The sequence below is a fragment of the Pseudomonas azadiae genome (genome assembly GCF_019145355.1).
In the GTDB taxonomy this organism is placed as follows: Bacteria; Pseudomonadota; Gammaproteobacteria; order Pseudomonadales; family Pseudomonadaceae; genus Aquipseudomonas; species Aquipseudomonas azadiae.
Genome location: NZ_JAHSTY010000001.1, coordinates 1,173,359 through 1,190,157 on the forward strand (window position 1 = coordinate 1,173,359; position 16,799 = coordinate 1,190,157).

Here is a 16,799-nt window from a genome sequence, read left to right on the forward strand (position 1 = left end):
ATGCAAATCAAGGTGGCCGCGTCCGCCAGCCCCTAGACTCGGCCCACCAGCCAATCCGGGGGACCGCCCGCATGCTCGACGCCATTCGTTGGGACGCCAATCTGATTCACCGCTACGACCTGGCGGGACCGCGCTACACGTCCTACCCCACCGCCGTACAATTCGACAGCCAGGTCGGCACATTCGACCTGCTCCACGCCCTGCGCGAGAGCCGCAAGGCCGCGCGTCCGTTGTCGCTGTACGTGCATGTGCCGTTCTGCGCGAACATCTGCTACTACTGCGCCTGCAACAAAGTCATCACCAAGGACCGTGGCCGCGCCCAGGCCTACCTGCAACGCCTGAAGCAGGAAATTCAACTGGTGGCCTGCCACCTCGACCCGAAACAACCGGTGGAGCAACTGCATTTCGGCGGTGGCACTCCGACCTTTCTCAGCCACGATGAACTGCGCCAGGTCATGACCTGCCTGCGCCAGCATTTCAACCTGCTGGACGATGACTCCGGCGATTACGGCATCGAGATCGACCCTCGCGAAGCCGACTGGGCCACCATGGGCCTGCTGCGTGAACTGGGTTTCAACCGCGTCAGCATCGGCCTGCAGGACCTCGACCCCGAGGTGCAACGCGCAGTCAACCGCCTGCAAAGCCTGGAAGAAACCCGCGCAGTGATCGAGGCAGCGCGCACCCTGCAATTTCGCTCGATCAATATCGACCTGATCTACGGTTTGCCCAAGCAAACGCCGATCAACTTCGCGCGCACCGTGGAGGAAGTGATCAAGCTGCAACCCGACCGCCTGTCGGTGTTCAACTACGCCCACCTGCCGGAACGTTTCATGCCGCAGCGGCGCATCGACACCGCCGACCTGCCCTCCCCGGCGTCAAAACTGCTGATGCTGCAAACCACCATCGAGCAACTGACACAGGCCGGCTACCGCTACATCGGTATGGACCACTTCGCCCTGCCCGACGATGAACTGGCCATCGCCCAGGAAGAAGGCACCCTGCAACGCAACTTCCAGGGCTACACCACCCACGGCCATTGCGACTTGATCGGGCTCGGGGTGTCGGCGATCAGCCAGATCGGCGACCTGTACTGCCAGAACAGCAGCGATCTCAACGGCTACCAAAACACCTTGGCCGGCGCGCAACTGGCCACCAGCCGTGGACTGGTGTGCACCACGGATGATCGGTTGCGGCGGGAGGTGATCCAGCAGTTGATCTGTAATTTCAGCCTGGCGTTCGAGGGGATCGAACAGGCCTTCAATCTGGATTTTCGCAGCTACTTCGACGACATCTGGCCGCAGCTTGAGGCCATGGCCGCGGACGGCCTGATCGAACTCGACGCCCAGGGCATTCGTGTATTGCCTGCCGGGCGCCTGCTGGTGCGTTCGGTGTGCATGGTGTTCGATGCCTATCTGGAACACCAGAACAGGCAACGATTTTCACGGGTGATCTGATTACATCGACAGTGAGGCGGCCTTCATCGAGTCCTCGGCACTCATGCCTTTCATCGACTTGGCCAGTGAAGTCTGGGCCGACATCAGGCCCGCCTGCAGGGAGCTGATCTCGCTCTGCAAGGCGCTGGTCCTGGCACGTGCCTCTTCGGGTGACAGGTTATTGGCCGCCGCAATCGCCGCCAGTTCAGCCTGTTTTTCGGCGATCTGCTGTTTCAACTGGCGGATCATTTTCAGCACCTGCTTGACGTTGTCATCCAGCCCGCTGTCATCAATATCCGCATTGGAACTCTTGGCCGCACCTGCGGACTTGAAGGCTTCAGCGGAAATAGTCACCGATACCCCTTCAACCACCTTGGGCGCCGCGCTCGTTTCCTCGGCGGGTGCCTCTTCCTTGACCTTGGCAATCGGGTTTGCGTTCGGCACAGTCGGAATACGGATGGAGGGGTTGTAGGCCGCTATAACAGACATGATCCAGCTCCGACTAATAGATGTGCCTGCTGTATCGGCCCCGATACAAAAATCTTTATACCGAAGTGGTTTTTTTGTACACGCTGGCCTCACTGCCCCCCAGTAAGTTACCCTTACGTCTTATGTGTGTTTTCCCACAAGGATTTAAGAAATGTCCGAGCCAGTCAAACTGCGCGCTCACAGCCAGGCCCATTGCAAGGATTGCAGCCTGGCTCCCCTCTGCTTGCCACTTTCGTTGAATTTGGAAGACATGGATGCGCTGGACGACATCGTTAAACGCGGTCGCCCGCTGAAAAAAGGCGAGTTTCTGTTTCGCCAGGGCGACAAGTTCGATTCCGTTTATGCAGTACGTTCGGGCGCACTGAAAACCTTCAGCCTGAGCGACGGCGGCGAAGAGCAGATCACCGGTTTCCACCTGCCCAGTGAACTGGTGGGGTTGTCGGGCATGGACACCGAGATGCACCCCGTGTCGGCCCAGGCCCTGGAGACGACGTCGGTGTGCGAAATCCCCTTCGAACGCCTGGATGAACTGGCCGTACAATTGCCGCAACTGCGCCGTCAATTGATGCGCGTGATGAGCCGCGAGATTCGTGACGACCAGCAAATGATGCTGCTGCTGTCGAAGAAAACCGCCGACGAGCGCATTGCCACCTTCTTGGTCAACCTGTCGGCTCGCTTCCGTGCCCGCGGCTTCTCGGCCAACCAGTTCCGCCTGAGCATGTCGCGCAATGAAATCGGCAACTACTTGGGCCTGGCGGTGGAAACCGTGTCCCGTGTATTCACCCGTTTCCAGCAAAACGAGCTGATTGCCGCCGAAGGCAAGGAAGTGCATATCCTCGACCCGATCCAACTGTGCGCGCTGGCGGGTGGCTCGCTGGAGGGCTGACGCAGACACGCGCGGCCGCGCCAATCGGCGAGGCCGCAGGTATACTTGGCGTCCGTTTCCAGCCCAGGACTCCTCGACGATGACCTTTGATTCGTTCGACATCAAATCCCTGATCCGCCCCGTCATCGACTTCCCCAAGCCTGGGGTGATCTTTCGCGACATTACCCCCCTGTTCCAATCGCCCCGCGCCCTGCGCCTGGTGGCGGACAGCTTCGCCCATCGTTATGTCGAAGCCGATTTCACCCATATCGGCGCGATGGATGCGCGCGGCTTCCTGATCGGTTCAATCATTGCCTATCAACTGAACAAGCCGCTGGTCCTGTTCCGCAAGCAAGGCAAGCTGCCAGCGGACGTGCTGGCCGAGGGTTACCAGACCGAGTACGGCGAGGCCTTGCTGGAAGTGCACGCGGACAGCCTCTGCGAGGGCGACTCGGTGTTGATGTTCGATGACTTGATCGCCACGGGAGGTACGTTGATTGCGGCGGCTAACCTGGTAAGGCGCATGGGTGCGAAGATTTTCGAAGCGGCGGCGATCATTGATTTGCCGGAGCTGGGTGGGTCGCAGCGGTTGCAAGATATGGGGATTCCCACGTTTTGCCTGACGCAGTTTGCGTTGACCGAACGTTAACGGCTAACCGAAGCGACGTCATCGCGGGCAAGCCCGGCTCCCACAGGGAGTGCATTCCAAATGTGGGAGCTGGCTTGCCTGCGATAGCATCACCATGGTGTGACTGATACACCTCAGTGTCTGCATCGCAGGCAAGCCAGCTCCCACATGTATTGTTGCGCAGGTCTCTAGAGCGCGATCGGCTTGCGACCGGCGAACGAATGCGCCAGCGTCCCGCCGTCGACCAACTCCAACTCGCCGCCCAACGGCACGCCATGGGCGATACGCGAGGTGATCAGGCCTTTGTTGATCAGCAACTGCGCAATGTAGTGCGCGGTCGCCTCACCTTCCACCGTCGGGTTGGTGGCCAGGATCACTTCAGTAAAGGTGCCCTGCGCTTCGATGCGCGCCACCAGTTGCGGGATACCGATCGCTTCCGGGCCCAGGCCGTCCAGCGGCGACAGGTGGCCCTTGAGCACGAAGTAGCGGCCGCGATAGCCGGTCTGCTCCACCGCGTACACATCCATCGGCCCTTCCACGACGCACAGCAGCGTGTCGTCGCGGCGCGGGTCGGCGCATTGCGGGCAGAGTTCTTCCTCGGTAAGGGTGCGGCACTGGCGACAGTGGCCTACCCCGCTCATGGCCTGGCTCAAAGCCTGGGCCAAACGGGTGCCGCCGCTGCGATCACGCTCGAGCAGCTGCAGCGCCATGCGCTGGGCGGTTTTCTGACCCACGCCCGGCAACGTGCGCAGGGCGTCGATCAGTTGGCGAATCAGGGGGCTAAAGCTCATGGGCGAAGGGTCCGACAAAACAACGAGACGCGGTTTATACCCGCGCCTCGGATTAGCGTCAAATGCTCAATCCTGTGCGACCCGCACCACCAACTTGCCGAAGTTGCGTCCTTCCAGCAAACCGATAAAGGCTTCGGGCGCCTGCTCCAGGCCATCGACCACATCCTCGCGGAACTTGATCTTGCCGTCGCGCACCCACGGCGCCATGGCACTGAGGAACTCAGGCTGGCGGTCACCATAGTCATCGAACACGATAAAGCCCTGGATGCGCACGCGCTTGGTCAGCAAGGTCCGCTGCAGCGCCGGCAGGCGGTCAGGCCCCGTGGGCGCTTCATGGGCGTTGTAGCCGGCGATCAGCCCGCACAGCGGGATGCGCGCCTTGGGGTTGAGCAAGGGCACCACGGCGTCGAACACTTTGCCGCCGACGTTTTCGAAATAGATGTCTATGCCCTCGGAGCACGCCTGGGCCAACTCATCGGCAAACTCGGCGCTCTTGTGGTCGATACAGGCATCAAAGCCCAATTCGTCCACCACGTAGCGGCACTTGTCGGCGCCACCCGCAATACCGATCACCCGCAGGCCTTTGAGCTTGGCCACTTGCCCCACCACCGAGCCCACTGCACCGGACGCGGCCGCGACCACCAGGGTTTCGCCGGTCTTGGGCTGGCCGATGTCCATCAAGCCCATATAGGCGGTCATGCCCGGCATGCCCAGCACACCCAACGCCATCGACGGACTGGCCAAACCCTTGGGCACTGGCATCAAGTTGCGCCCATCTGAAATGCTGTGGCTCTGCCAGCCGGTCGAGCCGACCACCAGGTCGCCCACTTCAAATTTCGGATTACGCGACTGTTCAATACGGCTGACAGCGCCACCGGTCATCACATCGTCGATTTCCACCGGCGCGGCGTAGGACGGTGCGTCGCTCATGCGTCCGCGCATGTAGGGGTCGAGGGACAGGTAGAGCGTCTTGAGCAGGACCTGGCCGTCGGCCAATTCCGGCAGATTCACACGTTCCAGGCGGAAGTTTTCCGGCGTCGGTGCGCCTTGGGGGCGTGAGACCAGGACGATGCGCTGGTTCAGTGTCGGTTCTTGAGGCATGAAGGGCTCCTTTAACGAATGCATCGGTATAGGGTGCAGACCATCAGCGGGCGGTTGGGGTTCAGATCGATAGCGTGGGAACGGTCAACACCGAGTTGTCCGCATCGCAGGCAAACCAGCTCCCACAGTTGCTCCGTTACGCCCAAAAAAAATGCCAGGCATCAAGCCTGGCATTTGAGTCTAGGTGCGTCCAACGATCAGAACGGCAGCTTCATGCCCGGTGGCAGTTGCATGCCGGCGGTCACGCCACCCATTTTTTCCTGGCTGCTGGCTTCGATCTTGCGCACCGCGTCGTTGACCGCGGCGGCGAACAAGTCTTCCAGCACTTCACGGTCGTCATCGCTGACGCCCTCAAGCAGGCTTGGATCGATGCTCACACGCTTGATGTCGTGACGACCGGTCATCACCACACTGACCATATCGCCACCGGCTTTACCGGTGACTTCGGCGTTGGCCAGTTCTTCCTGCATCTTGGCCATCTTTTCCTGCATCTGCTGCGCCTGCTTCATCAGGCCGGCCATGCCACCTTTCATCATGGGAATCACCTCAAAAGTACGTGGATCAATTAGTTAGTAGCCCGGTTCATGACGCTTGGGCACCGGGACGTCGACAGGTTCAATAGTATCGTGACGGACGACCGCACCGAACTGTTGCATCATTTGCTGGATGAGCGGATCACCCTGGATCGAGTCCTCGGCCTCGCGCTGGCGGTTGATACGCCGGCGCGTCGCGGCCTGGGCCGGGGTTTCCTGCTCGGGCTTGATCAGCTCGATGGTGATGGTCAGCGTGCGCCCATGGTACTGGTTCAGCGCATCGTTCAGGCGGCGTTGCTGGGTGGCGTTGAACAGGGCGCTATGGGCCGGGTCCAGGTGCAGCAGCCAATGGTCGCCTTCGATGGAAATCAAGGTGCAGTTGGCGGCGATGCTGCCGGTCATGCCGGAAATCGGCAGTTTCGGGAACAATTCCAGCCATTGCAGAGCCAGGCCGGTGGCCGGGGCCGCCGCGGGTTCCACCTCGGGCTCGGGGGCCGGCTCGGCGGTGTGTTCGCTGGCCAGATCATCCAGATAGCTGTAGGCCGAATCCATGTCCGGCTCGATGTAGTCTTCGTCCAGCGGCGGCTCGTCGTCGAGGTCGATGCCTGGGGTGGCGGCCTCCACCTGGGCCACGGTGGGCTCCGGGACAGGCGCAGAGGCCCATTCCGGGGCGTCGGGCACCACGCTGTCCGGGGTCGGCGTGGGCATCGGCGTCAGCTCGGGCTGCTCGCCGCTGGTTTCCAGCATCGGCTCGACGGCAGGCGCCTGCTCGACTTCGGCTTGCGCGTCTGCCGGATCGTTCCATGGCAGGTCAACGACCGGCTCAGGCTCATTGACCGGCTCGGGCTCGACCACGGGCGCAGCGGCCACAGGCTCCGGCACCGGCTGCACCTGCGCAGTCACCACTGGCGCAGGTGCAGCCACCACTGGTGCAGTCACCGCCGCGCCAGCCACTGGTTTGGCGGAATCAACTGTGGCCTGGCTGATCCCCACTGGCTTTAGCGGTTGTCTCGGCGCGTCCGTTGAATCGGCGGGCCGGAAGGCCAGCATCCGCAGCAGCACCATTTCAAAGCCGCCGCGCGGGTCCGGCGCCAGCGGCAAGTCGCGGCGGCCGATCAGGCCCATCTGGTAGTAGAACTGCACATCTTCGGCCGGCAACGCCTGGGCCAGTGCCAACACGCGGTCACGGTCGCCATGGCCATTATCGACCCCTTCAGGCAGGGCCTGGGCGATGGCGACGCGGTGCAGCACATTGAGGATTTCCGAGAGCACGCCGTTCCAGTCCGGGCCCTGCTCCGACAGGTGCCGCACCGCTTCAAGCAACGCCTTGGCGTCACCTTCGATCAGCGCATGCAGTACGTCGAACACCTGGCCGTGGTCCAGGGTGCCGAGCATGGCGCGCACATCGGCGGCCATGACCTTGCCTTCACCAAAGGCGATGGCCTGGTCGGTGAGGCTCATGGCGTCACGCATCGAACCATCGGCGGCGCGGCCGAGCAGCCAGAGCGCGTCGTCTTCGAACGGTACGTTCTCGACGCCCAGCACGTGGGTCAAATGCTCGACCACCCGCTCAGGCGTCATGTTTTTCAGGGAGAACTGCAGGCACCGCGACAGAATCGTTGCAGGAAGTTTCTGCGGGTCGGTGGTGGCCAGGATGAATTTGACGTAGGGCGGCGGCTCTTCCAGGGTTTTCAACAGCGCGTTGAAGGAATGGCTGGACAGCATGTGCACTTCGTCGATCAGGTAGACCTTGAAGCGGCCGCGGCTGGGCGCGTACTGCACGTTGTCGAGCAACTCGCGGGTGTCTTCGACCTTGGTGCGGCTCGCGGCGTCGATCTCGATCAAGTCGACGAAACGCCCTTCGTCGATTTCCTTGCACACCGAACAGGTGCCGCACGGCGTCGACGTGATGCCGGTTTCACAGTTCAGGCATTTGGCGATGATGCGCGCAATGGTGGTCTTGCCCACGCCCCGCGTACCGGTAAACAGGTAGGCGTGGTGCAGCCGCTGGCTGTCCAAGGCATTGATCAGAGCCTTGAGCACATGGGTCTGGCCGACCATTTCGCGGAACGAGCGCGGGCGCCATTTACGTGCAAGAACCTGATAACTCATCGAAAACCGTCGCAACTGGGAAGCGGAAGCCGGTAATGCTAGCGGAGCAAGGGGGAAATTGCATCCGGCACGCTCGCCTAATCTGATCAAGCGCTTCTGGTTTGTCCTGAAAAGACGGGCAGATTGCCCGGATTAACAGCCTGTATAGCGCCTCTCCAGGCTGATCGCGGCCACGCTGGCCAGCACGATCCCACCGCCCAGCACCACCTGCAGAGCGATGTGCTCACCCAGCAGCGTCGCCGCCAGGGCCATGGCCACGGGCGGGATCAGGTACATCGCCACCGACGCGCGGCTGACTTCGACATGCTTTAACACATAGCCCCAGGCCAGGTACGCCAAGGCACTGGGGAAAATGCCGAGCACCAGCATCGCCAGGTTGTCCGCCCACGGCGCCTGCGCCACGGCAGCGGGCAAGCCTGGCAGGTTCACGCAGAGCATCAAGGTGCCCGCCCACACCATGTAGCAGGCCATCGTCAGCGGGCTGTAACGATGGGCATAGTGTTTCTGGATGGCGAAGTAGAGGCTCCACGACACCGCCGCCAGCAGGATCAGCAAGCCACGCGGGTCGATATCGCCCACGCCCTGGTCGCCCCAGATCACCACCATCACGCCAAGCAAACCGAGCAGCACGCAGCTCCAGCGCCAGAAGCTGACCCGCTCCTTCAAGCAGAAAAACGCGATCAACACACTGAACAACGGCGCCGATTGTGCCAGTACGCTGGACGCCGCCGCCGTCACGAACTGCTGCCCGTAGTTAAGGCTGCTGTGATGCAGGAACACCCCGAAAAAACTCAACACCAGCAACCACGGCACATCCCCAAGACGCGGCCGACCAATGCCCATCGCCAGCGCCACACCGGTCATGAACAGCGAGGCAATCAGGAACCGCAGCAGCGCGACGTGGCCAGGGCTGTAGCTGCGCAACCCCAGGTGCACACCAATCGGCGAATAGGCCCAACAGAGGATGACGCCGGCGATGACTAGCGTAAGCTTCAGGCGTGACGGGGTATTCATCGAAGGCATCCGGAAACTGAGAAGGAATGCCGTCAGTCTTGGCCCGCCCAACGCGTAGGACAATTAAGCGTTTCTGACTTCTGAAATCATTGGAACTGAGCAATGGAACTGGCCCAACTGAACATGGTGCGAGCCGTGGCGCAAACCGGCAGCGTGGCCCAGGCCGCCCTGCGGTTGCACTGTGTGCCGTCCAACATCACCATGCGGATCAAGCAACTGGAAGCCGAGTTGGGCACACCGCTGTTCATCCGCGCCGGGCGTGGGCTGGCGATCAGTGCGGCGGGCGAGATTTTCCTGGAGTATTGCGAACGCATCCTGGCGCTGGTGGAGGAGTCCAAACGCGCCGTCGACGCTACGGCCATTCCCCGGGGTACCCTGCGTATCGGCGCGGTGGAGTCCAGCGCCAGCGGCCGTCTGCCGCCACTGTTGGCGGAATATCACCGGCGTTACCCGGATGTCAGCCTGGAACTGGTGACCGGCGCCTGGAGCGAGCTGCTCGACGATCTGCAACACCACCGCCTGGATGTGGCGTTGGTGGCCGCCGGCAACAAACGCGCGAAGCTCGAACACAGCGTGGTCTACAGCGAACGCCTGGTGCTGATCGCCAGCGCCTGCAGCGAACCGATCCACAGCGCCGCAGACCTTGCGGGCCGCACGCTGCTGGTATGGCCGCCTGGCTGCCCTTACCGTGCGGCGCTGGAGAACTGGCTCAAGCCGCATACTTTCCAGCCGGCCGTTGCCAGCTATGCCAGCTGGGGCACCATCATCGGTTGCGTCAGCGCAGGCATCGGCGTGGCGTTGGCGCCTGAAGGCATCCTGGCCCGCTATGAGCAGACCAATCAGCTGGTGTCTTACCGGTTTGACGAACTGAAGGCGGTGGACAACCTGCTGTTCTGGCATTCAGACACCCGACGGCATCTGGCGCGGGATGCGTTTGCCGGGTTGTTGCGCGAGACCTTCGGCTGATGTCTGTCCAGGAAAATGTGGGGCTGCCTGCGATAGTTATCGGTCAGTGAACATATCTTGGCGGGCATACCAATAGAGGGTTGTGGCTAGAGAGCTTGTTGCCGTGGCGGCCTTTGGGTCGACCAGGCTGTTGGAGTTGAGCGGGTACATATCCGTTATTTGGGTAGCGGCGGCTATTGGTTCCGCCCTCACTCCGGCTTGAATCCGTGGGCCGCCGTCATGGGCCATCCTTGGCCCAGGACGGCTAACCCGGCGTCCTGCCGGGTTACCCACGGATTCAAGCCTGCGTTCGGCCAGCGTGGTTGACGGGGCGCCTGAGATCAAAATCAAAAGCCAGATCAAAGCTAAAGCACAGCCAGAGCCAGAGCCAGAGCAGGCTAGGTGGCACTCCACCGATCTGCTTTTCTGTGGGAGCTGGCTTGCCTGCGATGCAGACAACTCGGTACATCAGGTACACCCAGTTGATGCTATCGCAGGCAAGCCAGCTCCCACATTGAACCGGGATCGACTCACATTATCGGTCGGCTCTAAGGCCGCCGCGCTCTGGCTTTTGATCTGCAATCGCCCCGTCAACCACGCTGGCCGGAATTCGACAGTGATTTGGGGGGTAAACCGGCAAGGATGCCGGTTTAGCCGCCCCCGCGCCAAGGATGGCGCGTGGGCGGCGGCCCCCCAAATCAGTGTCGAATTACGGGCACACCGAGCCTAAGCGAGGTGCCGAGTGGTGGGGCGAGGACTTTTTGGTTACTTTTTGGTCCTTCAAAAAGTGACCCGCTGTAAGAGCGGAACCGCCAGCCGCCGTTACCCAAATAACGGATATGTACACCGTCAACAACAACAACAACAACAACCCGGCCGGCCCAAAGGCCGCCACAGCAGCAACCGCTATTAAGATCAGCTTCCGGGCACCACCAAACGGCCGTACTGATCCTGGCTGATCCAGCCGGTAAACGAACGGTCCTCAGCATTGATAAACTCAACCTGCGCCCAGCCGTCCTTGAAAGCCAGCACACCGACAACGTCATTCTTGACGATATATGGACGCTTGCCAGCCTTGGCACTTGGGTTCTTCAGCAGGTAAGCCTTATCGGCGGAGACTTTCACCAAGCCGATCCACTGCTTGCTGGCCGTCTGGGTCAGGTCCAGGCCCGTGGCGATCTCCGGCATCAGCACATTGAGGCAACCGGGGTGTTGACGACCCTGCTCCACCGTCAGGGTCACGCCGTCCGACGAAGGTGCCACGCTGCCGGGGTAGGTTTCGTCCTGCCACGTGGTCAACGCGGCGGGCTTGCCTTGCAGGTAGAACGTGCAACCGCGCGTCACGCCCTCGCCCATGGTTTGCGAGTAGTAGCCTTCGACCTGGCGCTGCGGTGTCACCGCCAGCATCAGCCCTTCGTACTTGCCTGAATGCAGCGCGGGCGAACCGGCAAAGGCAGGCGCTACGGCGCACAACGACAACACGCCCATCGCTAGAAAACGCATCATTTCATTTTTTCCCTTCAAGTTTCTCGTAGGCTTTTTGCATAAGGACGTCATAGTTGCCGTAGTCCTCGCCGTTATAATTGAACGCCATGGAAGTGAAGTCCTTGGCTTTCATGGCCTTCATCAGCGCCGGGCTCTTGCTGCAAAAGCCTAGGAATGCCTTTAGTTGACTGCCGGCATTCACTTTCAAGGCCGCGACCAACTCGAACACCGTCTTGTAACCGCATGACCCGTAGTTGAACCCCATGACCTGGAACATGCCCCAGGATGCCGACATCAGCGCAGCTTCCTGGTCCAAGGCAAAGGCAGTAGCCATGGTTTCCCAGGCCTTGATCTGGTCCTTGTTGTTGACTTGCCACTGCGGCCCGGCCTTTTTCTTGTAGGGGTAAGACAGCAGCGGGTGCGCCTGGTCGTAGATGTTCTTGGTGTACTTGCGAAACACGTGCCCTTCAAACGCAATCACCGGCAGCCTGGCCGGGCCGAAGCCCGAACGGCCGCCGGATTCCACGGTGGCGAAGGCCTTGATGATATTCACCGCAATTCCCCCACCCAGCTGCGTGGCAGCGTTTTGAAAGTCCGTCTCGCTGAGGGTCATGCCCCCATCGCACGTGGCCTGGAGCATCAATTGGCGATTGCGGCGCTCGGCCTCGATCATTGCGCGCATGCGGTCCAGGTACACATTGACAGTGGCCTGCACGGCGTCCCCCGAGTTGTTGCCGAACGTATTCAGAAAGCTTGGGATACGCGTGTTTGGGAAAGCCTTTACCGGCACCTTCACGGCCTCTTCAATCAGGCTGTTGAACGTGCGGCCGGTGGGGTCAATCACTCCATCGGGGTGGGCATATTTAAGATGACGGAACTGGTACTGGCTGATGCACTGCACCAACTGGCCATCGCATTTACCGTTTTCGGCCAGCGGAAACCCCAGCTTGGGGATGATCAGATTGAACAGATACTGGATGCACTGCACATCGGCGGGCAAGTTGCGGGCTTTCCCAGGTGCGCCTACCGAAGCACTGATAAGACGGGGCAACCCTTGCAGGCTTTTCATCACAGACATCCTTGTTAGTTAATAAAGTGATAGCACTTCGATATCAACCTGACGCCCTTGTCATACTCTGAAACAAGCGGCTGGCGGAAACTAACAAGGTGGATTTAGGTTGTCCAGAACGACCGGTGAAAGTTGTGAAACAGCCACATCAATAAAAATCAGTAACCGTGGGATTCACGGGTTTTCTGATACTTGTGAAAATCAATCCACTCGACCACATCGTACGGCAGGTAAAGCTGCACCCGGGCCCGGGAAATGGCGATGTACACCGCGCAAAGTCGCTGGTCGAACGCGTAGGCGTCCTTGAACTTGACGTTGGTCAGCAGCTCAGGCGTGAGCAGCACCCGATCGAATTCCATGCCGCCCGCCTCTTGCGCCTGCATCAGCAGACAGCGCTTGCCGGGGGCACCGCTCAGCCGGTTCAAGCGTGTGATATCGGCAACGTTGAAGCCTTTCTCCAGCTCACTCTCGACCCACAGGAACGACTCATCGAACTGGCTGGCCTCGCGCACCTGGTGCCAGTCGTCCATGTCGCTGAAATAGGCATGCGCGCCGGTATCAAAGTACTCGTTGCTGTAGAAGTCGGGTTTGAACAACGCAATGACGCTGGTCATGAAGCGTTCGAGATCCTGCTGCGCCGGGTTGTCGACGAAACCGAACGGGCAGTTGGCCCGCTGCAACTGGATGGCCCATTTCATCGTGTCCCAATGCGAGGCGGTCAGCACCACGCAGCCTTCCGGCGGCACAAAACCCTGGGGGTAATGTTCGATGCCGACGTCGGCATCCCGGGCGCCTTCGAAGGGGGTCTTGCACTTTTGCGAGTGCACGCTGATCAGTGGGTTGACCAGGCGCTCGACGTTGCGTCCCGAGCGCACGGAATAACTGATGTCGGTATGCCGGACTTCGCGCTTTCGCCTGACCATCGTCCCACTGGCCAGTTGGTACTCATCGCCGAGGGTAATCAGCACCTGGCGGCCGCGCTCGATGATCTGCAACAACGACGGCGGGATGTCCTGGCTTTCATCGATCAATACATGCGTATACCGGGGCGGCACCACGCACCCTTCGAGGCTGGCGCGCTTGATCAGCCACAATGCCGCGAAACCGGTCTGGGCGGCCCAATGCGGGTTCGCGTCGAGGTACGTCCACACGCGGCTGGAATACTCCAGCAGCGCCTGGGCATCCACGCTGGATAACGGCTGTTTGAAATGCGGCAAGTGCCGGGCCGACAGCGCGTGATGGCCGGAGTGGCAATAGCGTTCGAGCACCTTGAGGCAGACATCGAATGTTGCCTGGCCATCGTGACCGCGCCAACCGTGGATATCCAGGGTCTGCGCCACTACATGTTTGCCGGGCAATCGGGGCGGGACGCCCTGCGTGACGGGGCGCGGCCCCTGCAACAGGGCCTTGGCGAAGGCGGCAAACGTCGAGCCGGCCTTGGGCAGGCCCATGCGCTCGCGAAGAGTCGCCAGTTTGGCCCCGGTGCGTGCCAGTACCAGGGTCTTTTCAGGCCGCAGGCACTCCATCAAGGCGCCGAGCAAGTGGCTTTTGCCGATGCCGGCATAGCCTTGCACATGCAGGTCTTCGATGAGGTTGGCGCGAAAGGTGCGCACCAGCTTGTCCTGGGCCGGGCTTAGCCAGCGTTCACGGTGCCGGGGCGTAACCATCTGCTGGCTGAACGGGTCATTGCTGCGCAGGTGGCGGACCTTGTAGCCGATATCCCATTTGCCTGTAGGCAGCAGGTAATCCCGCGCCGCGACTTCTTCAGCCGACAGCAGGCGCAGGTTCACATTTTTGAGTGCATTAAAACCGAAGTACAACTTGCGCGGATCAAACAGCCGCCGGGCTTCGGACAGCAACGTCGCAGCGCCTGATGGCGAAGCGTCCACCGCCCAATCGATCAGCTTGGTCAGGACGCGCTCGGCGCCCGCGCAAGTCAGGTCTTTTTCTGCGGTCTGGGCCAGGTTCTGGATGACCAGTACTGCAGCCAGTTCCGGGTCTGTCAGGCCGACAAGGGCCTTGGCGCCGTCCGCGCCGAGCAGGGCCGTGCAGGTTTCATCCGTGACGGGCAGGAAGACGGGGCTGGTTAAATCAAAGTGTTCCGGTTGCATAGTTCCTCGCAGCCAGGGGCCGACGTACGTCGCAAAAGTCAGGCATTGTCGTGGCCGTTCAGCTCGAATCGATATTCGCCCAGCGAGCCCGACATACCGCCGCGACTCGCTTGGGCCAAAGGCACCATTGCGTTGATCTGTTGCTGGAGTTCGAAGACGGCCATGTCGAGCAGCCTGCGCAAGTCTTCGACACTCTGCGCCGCCACGTTCAATTGCAGCGTGCAGGCGCCCGTAAGCGGTGGCGCCGCCTGCTCTGCGCCTGGCACGGGGTCATCGTTCACGTCAGCTGCACGGATCATCTCAGCCTGGCTGAGGATCTCAGCATGCTCGTCGTCCATGAGGTCCAGCACCTTCGACAACTCCAGGGTCTGCTCGGGGTGCGATTGAATACGGTCCTTGATCTGCAGGCGCCGCATCTGCCACTCGCGCAGCTTTTCGCGGGTGAGGTCGTCCACTTTTTCCACGGGTACTGTCTCCGAATGCCGGGCACTGGAGTATGCCGCCATGAACCGCCCGATGGCAGATGGCGTGAAAGCATTTTTTGAATTGAATTTGAAGGAGGTGTTGCAAGGAAGAGCGTTATGGAGGCAACCCCACCAGCCACACCCCGGCACACAATGTTCCCGCTGTGGCTGCTGCCTTCCGGCTCTGACCAGGTTCACGGGTAATCGTTGCGGGGGGACCGATGGGGTCACCATAACGACGCCTGCCTCTCGGCAAGCGGGGCCATTGTACCGATCTCATCGGAAGTTACAACCGTTGGCGCCGGATAAAAAATATGAAGGGGCTCAAGCACTTGTTGAGGCTCTGTAGTGAGCGGGCTTGCCCCGCGCTGGGTGGCGAAGCCGCCCCAACCGGAACGCCGCAGTGTGTCAGATAAAACCAGGCGCCTGGTTCTGGGGCGGCTTCGCCACCCAGCGCGGGGCAAGCCCGCTCACTACAGTCGATCGCCGGGTACGGGTCACTGCGCTTGTATCACTTCATCCGCGCGGCCGCCCTCCTCCTGAATCACCAGGTGAATGAAGTGCAGCTTGGCGACGACCGCCGGTGGCAGCACGAAGGGGTAGAAGTCCGGCTGGCCCATGCTGCGCGACAGTTCGTTGAGCATGCCGGCCAGTTCGATCCAGGCGTTGACGAACGAAAGGAATGCGACGCCGCCGGGGTGCTCCGGGTCATAGAGCGTGCTCAGCGGGAATGGCGGGTAGTCCAGGTCCATCGCGCGGGCGCTCATGCCGAAGCCCAGGGCGGTGTCGACGGCGTCCATCATGTGCAGGTAATGGGCCCAGGTTTCGGCCCAGTCCTCCCAGGGGTGCATGGTGGCGTAGGCGCTGACGCAGGTTTGCTGCCAGTCGGGGCGTGGGCCGTTCTGGTAGTACTGGTCGAGGGCCTCGGCGTAGCTGGCGCGTTCGTCGCCGAACAGGCTGCGAAACGGTTCGAGCCAGTGGGTATTGGCAATGAGGCGGTCCCAGTAGTAGTGGCCGACTTCATGGCGGAAATGGCCGAGCAGGGTGCGATAGGGTTCGCGCATCTGTGCGCGGACCTTCTCGCGGTGGGCGTCGTCGGCTTCCTTGATGTCGAGGGTGATCAGGCCATTGGCGTGGCCAGTCATGGGCGCGTTGCCTTGCAGGTCGATGCCGACGAAGTCAAAGGCCAGCCCGTTATGCTCGTCGACGCTCTTGGGCACCACGTGCAGGCCCAGGCTGATCAGTTGCGCGACCAGGCGGCGCTTGGCGGTTTCGACCTTACGCCAGCGTTCGTGGTTTTCCGCGATCGACAGATCGGGAATGGTGCGGTTCAGGCTGCAGGCGGCGCACAGCGGTGCCGTGCTGTGGGCCGGTATCAGCCAGTTGCAGGCAGCCGGGGTGTCAAGGTTGGCGCAGCGGCGGAAGGCGCCGGCGTCGAGGTTGTCGTCCTGCAGCCAAGTGCCTTCGACCGGGCCGGGCTGCAGGGAGGACAGGCGGCTTTGTTGCGGCAGGTAACCCAGCAACGCCTGGCAGGCCAGGCACTGGCTGTTGCGAAAGAACAGGGACTGCCCGCAACGGCACTGCCACACCTTGCTGTCGCGCGACGTGCCGGCTACGAAAGGTGCAGCGATGCGCGAACTGAGTTGCTCGAAGTAGCGGAACATGGCGATCTCTCCCTGGGTGACTGAGACTAGATCATTTGCCTGACAGGATCGTTCCCACGCTTCGCACATAGGGACCGAGCACTTGTAGTGAGCGG

The 16,799-nt window shown here is 61.4% G+C and carries 15 protein-coding genes and 1 other RNA gene; 4 read left to right on the top strand and 12 right to left on the bottom strand.

The features are described 5' to 3' along the window. Nucleotides 1-71: 71 nt before the first annotated feature. Complete coding sequence (hemN, locus tag KVG91_RS05210) at nucleotides 72-1,454, top strand: oxygen-independent coproporphyrinogen III oxidase (protein WP_169377434.1); 1,383 nt, start codon at nucleotides 72-74, stop codon at nucleotides 1,452-1,454. Here the strand turns inward: hemN and KVG91_RS05215 are convergent, their stop codons facing one another. Continuing rightward, a complete protein-coding gene (locus KVG91_RS05215) occupies nucleotides 1,455-1,922 on the bottom strand; it encodes a hypothetical protein (RefSeq protein ID WP_169377433.1) in 468 nt (155 codons plus the stop codon). A 151-nt stretch (nucleotides 1,923-2,073) separates the two neighbouring features. Between KVG91_RS05215 and fnr the strand changes: the two genes are divergently transcribed. Beyond that, nucleotides 2,074-2,808, top strand: coding sequence for a fumarate/nitrate reduction transcriptional regulator Fnr (fnr, locus tag KVG91_RS05220; RefSeq protein ID WP_169377432.1), 735 nt, complete (start codon nucleotides 2,074-2,076; stop codon nucleotides 2,806-2,808). A 79-nt stretch (nucleotides 2,809-2,887) separates the two neighbouring features. Beyond that, the gene (locus KVG91_RS05225) at nucleotides 2,888-3,436 is read left to right on the top strand and encodes an adenine phosphoribosyltransferase (RefSeq protein WP_169377431.1); all 549 of its coding nucleotides are present in this window, start codon (nucleotides 2,888-2,890) and stop codon (nucleotides 3,434-3,436) included. Nucleotides 3,437-3,603: 167 nt separating this feature from the next. Here the strand turns inward: KVG91_RS05225 and recR are convergent, their stop codons facing one another. The 5 genes from recR to KVG91_RS05250 form a co-directional block, all read right to left on the bottom strand. Then, on the bottom strand, nucleotides 3,604-4,206 hold the full coding sequence (gene recR / locus KVG91_RS05230) for a recombination mediator RecR (protein WP_169377430.1): 603 nt from the start codon (nucleotides 4,204-4,206) through the stop codon (nucleotides 3,604-3,606). A gap of 66 nt (nucleotides 4,207-4,272) precedes the next feature. Then, nucleotides 4,273-5,307 (bottom strand): NADP-dependent oxidoreductase, encoded by a 1,035-nt coding sequence (locus KVG91_RS05235; protein WP_169377429.1) that lies wholly within the window; start codon nucleotides 5,305-5,307, stop codon nucleotides 4,273-4,275. Between the two features lie 197 nt (nucleotides 5,308-5,504). Next, nucleotides 5,505-5,843: a YbaB/EbfC family nucleoid-associated protein gene (locus tag KVG91_RS05240; RefSeq protein ID WP_076949470.1), complete on the bottom strand. Its 339-nt coding sequence runs from the start codon at nucleotides 5,841-5,843 to the stop codon at nucleotides 5,505-5,507. A 33-nt stretch (nucleotides 5,844-5,876) separates the two neighbouring features. Continuing rightward, the gene (dnaX, locus tag KVG91_RS05245; protein WP_169377428.1) at nucleotides 5,877-7,952 is read right to left on the bottom strand and encodes a DNA polymerase III subunit gamma/tau; all 2,076 of its coding nucleotides are present in this window, start codon (nucleotides 7,950-7,952) and stop codon (nucleotides 5,877-5,879) included. Between the two features lie 132 nt (nucleotides 7,953-8,084). Beyond that, nucleotides 8,085-8,966 carry a DMT family transporter gene (locus tag KVG91_RS05250; RefSeq protein ID WP_169377427.1) on the bottom strand — a complete coding sequence of 294 codons (882 nt, stop codon included), beginning with the start codon at nucleotides 8,964-8,966 and terminating at the stop codon, nucleotides 8,085-8,087. A gap of 102 nt (nucleotides 8,967-9,068) precedes the next feature. On the opposite strand from KVG91_RS05250, the gene KVG91_RS05255 reads away from it, so the two are divergent. After that, nucleotides 9,069-9,932, top strand: a complete 864-nt coding sequence (locus tag KVG91_RS05255) for a LysR family transcriptional regulator (RefSeq protein ID WP_169377426.1) — start codon at nucleotides 9,069-9,071, stop codon at nucleotides 9,930-9,932. A gap of 894 nt (nucleotides 9,933-10,826) precedes the next feature. On the opposite strand, the gene KVG91_RS05260 is transcribed toward KVG91_RS05255, so the two are convergent. From KVG91_RS05260 to KVG91_RS05285, 6 genes are all read right to left on the bottom strand, one after another. Continuing rightward, on the bottom strand, nucleotides 10,827-11,417 hold the full coding sequence (locus KVG91_RS05260; RefSeq protein ID WP_169377240.1) for a hypothetical protein: 591 nt from the start codon (nucleotides 11,415-11,417) through the stop codon (nucleotides 10,827-10,829). Between the two features lies 1 nt (nucleotide 11,418). After that, nucleotides 11,419-12,465, bottom strand: a complete 1,047-nt coding sequence (locus KVG91_RS05265) for an N-acetylmuramidase family protein (protein ID WP_169377241.1) — start codon at nucleotides 12,463-12,465, stop codon at nucleotides 11,419-11,421. Nucleotides 12,466-12,623: 158 nt separating this feature from the next. Next, a complete protein-coding gene (locus tag KVG91_RS05270) occupies nucleotides 12,624-14,576 on the bottom strand; it encodes an AAA family ATPase (protein ID WP_169377242.1) in 1,953 nt (650 codons plus the stop codon). Between the two features lie 38 nt (nucleotides 14,577-14,614). Next, on the bottom strand, nucleotides 14,615-15,040 hold the full coding sequence (locus tag KVG91_RS05275; protein WP_169377243.1) for a hypothetical protein: 426 nt from the start codon (nucleotides 15,038-15,040) through the stop codon (nucleotides 14,615-14,617). Between the two features lie 127 nt (nucleotides 15,041-15,167). Beyond that, an RNA gene (gene ffs / locus KVG91_RS05280) (signal recognition particle sRNA small type) lies at nucleotides 15,168-15,264 on the bottom strand. A 273-nt stretch (nucleotides 15,265-15,537) separates the two neighbouring features. After that, nucleotides 15,538-16,704 (bottom strand): zinc-binding metallopeptidase family protein, encoded by a 1,167-nt coding sequence (locus tag KVG91_RS05285; RefSeq protein ID WP_169377529.1) that lies wholly within the window; start codon nucleotides 16,702-16,704, stop codon nucleotides 15,538-15,540. Nucleotides 16,705-16,799: the final 95 nt, after the last annotated feature.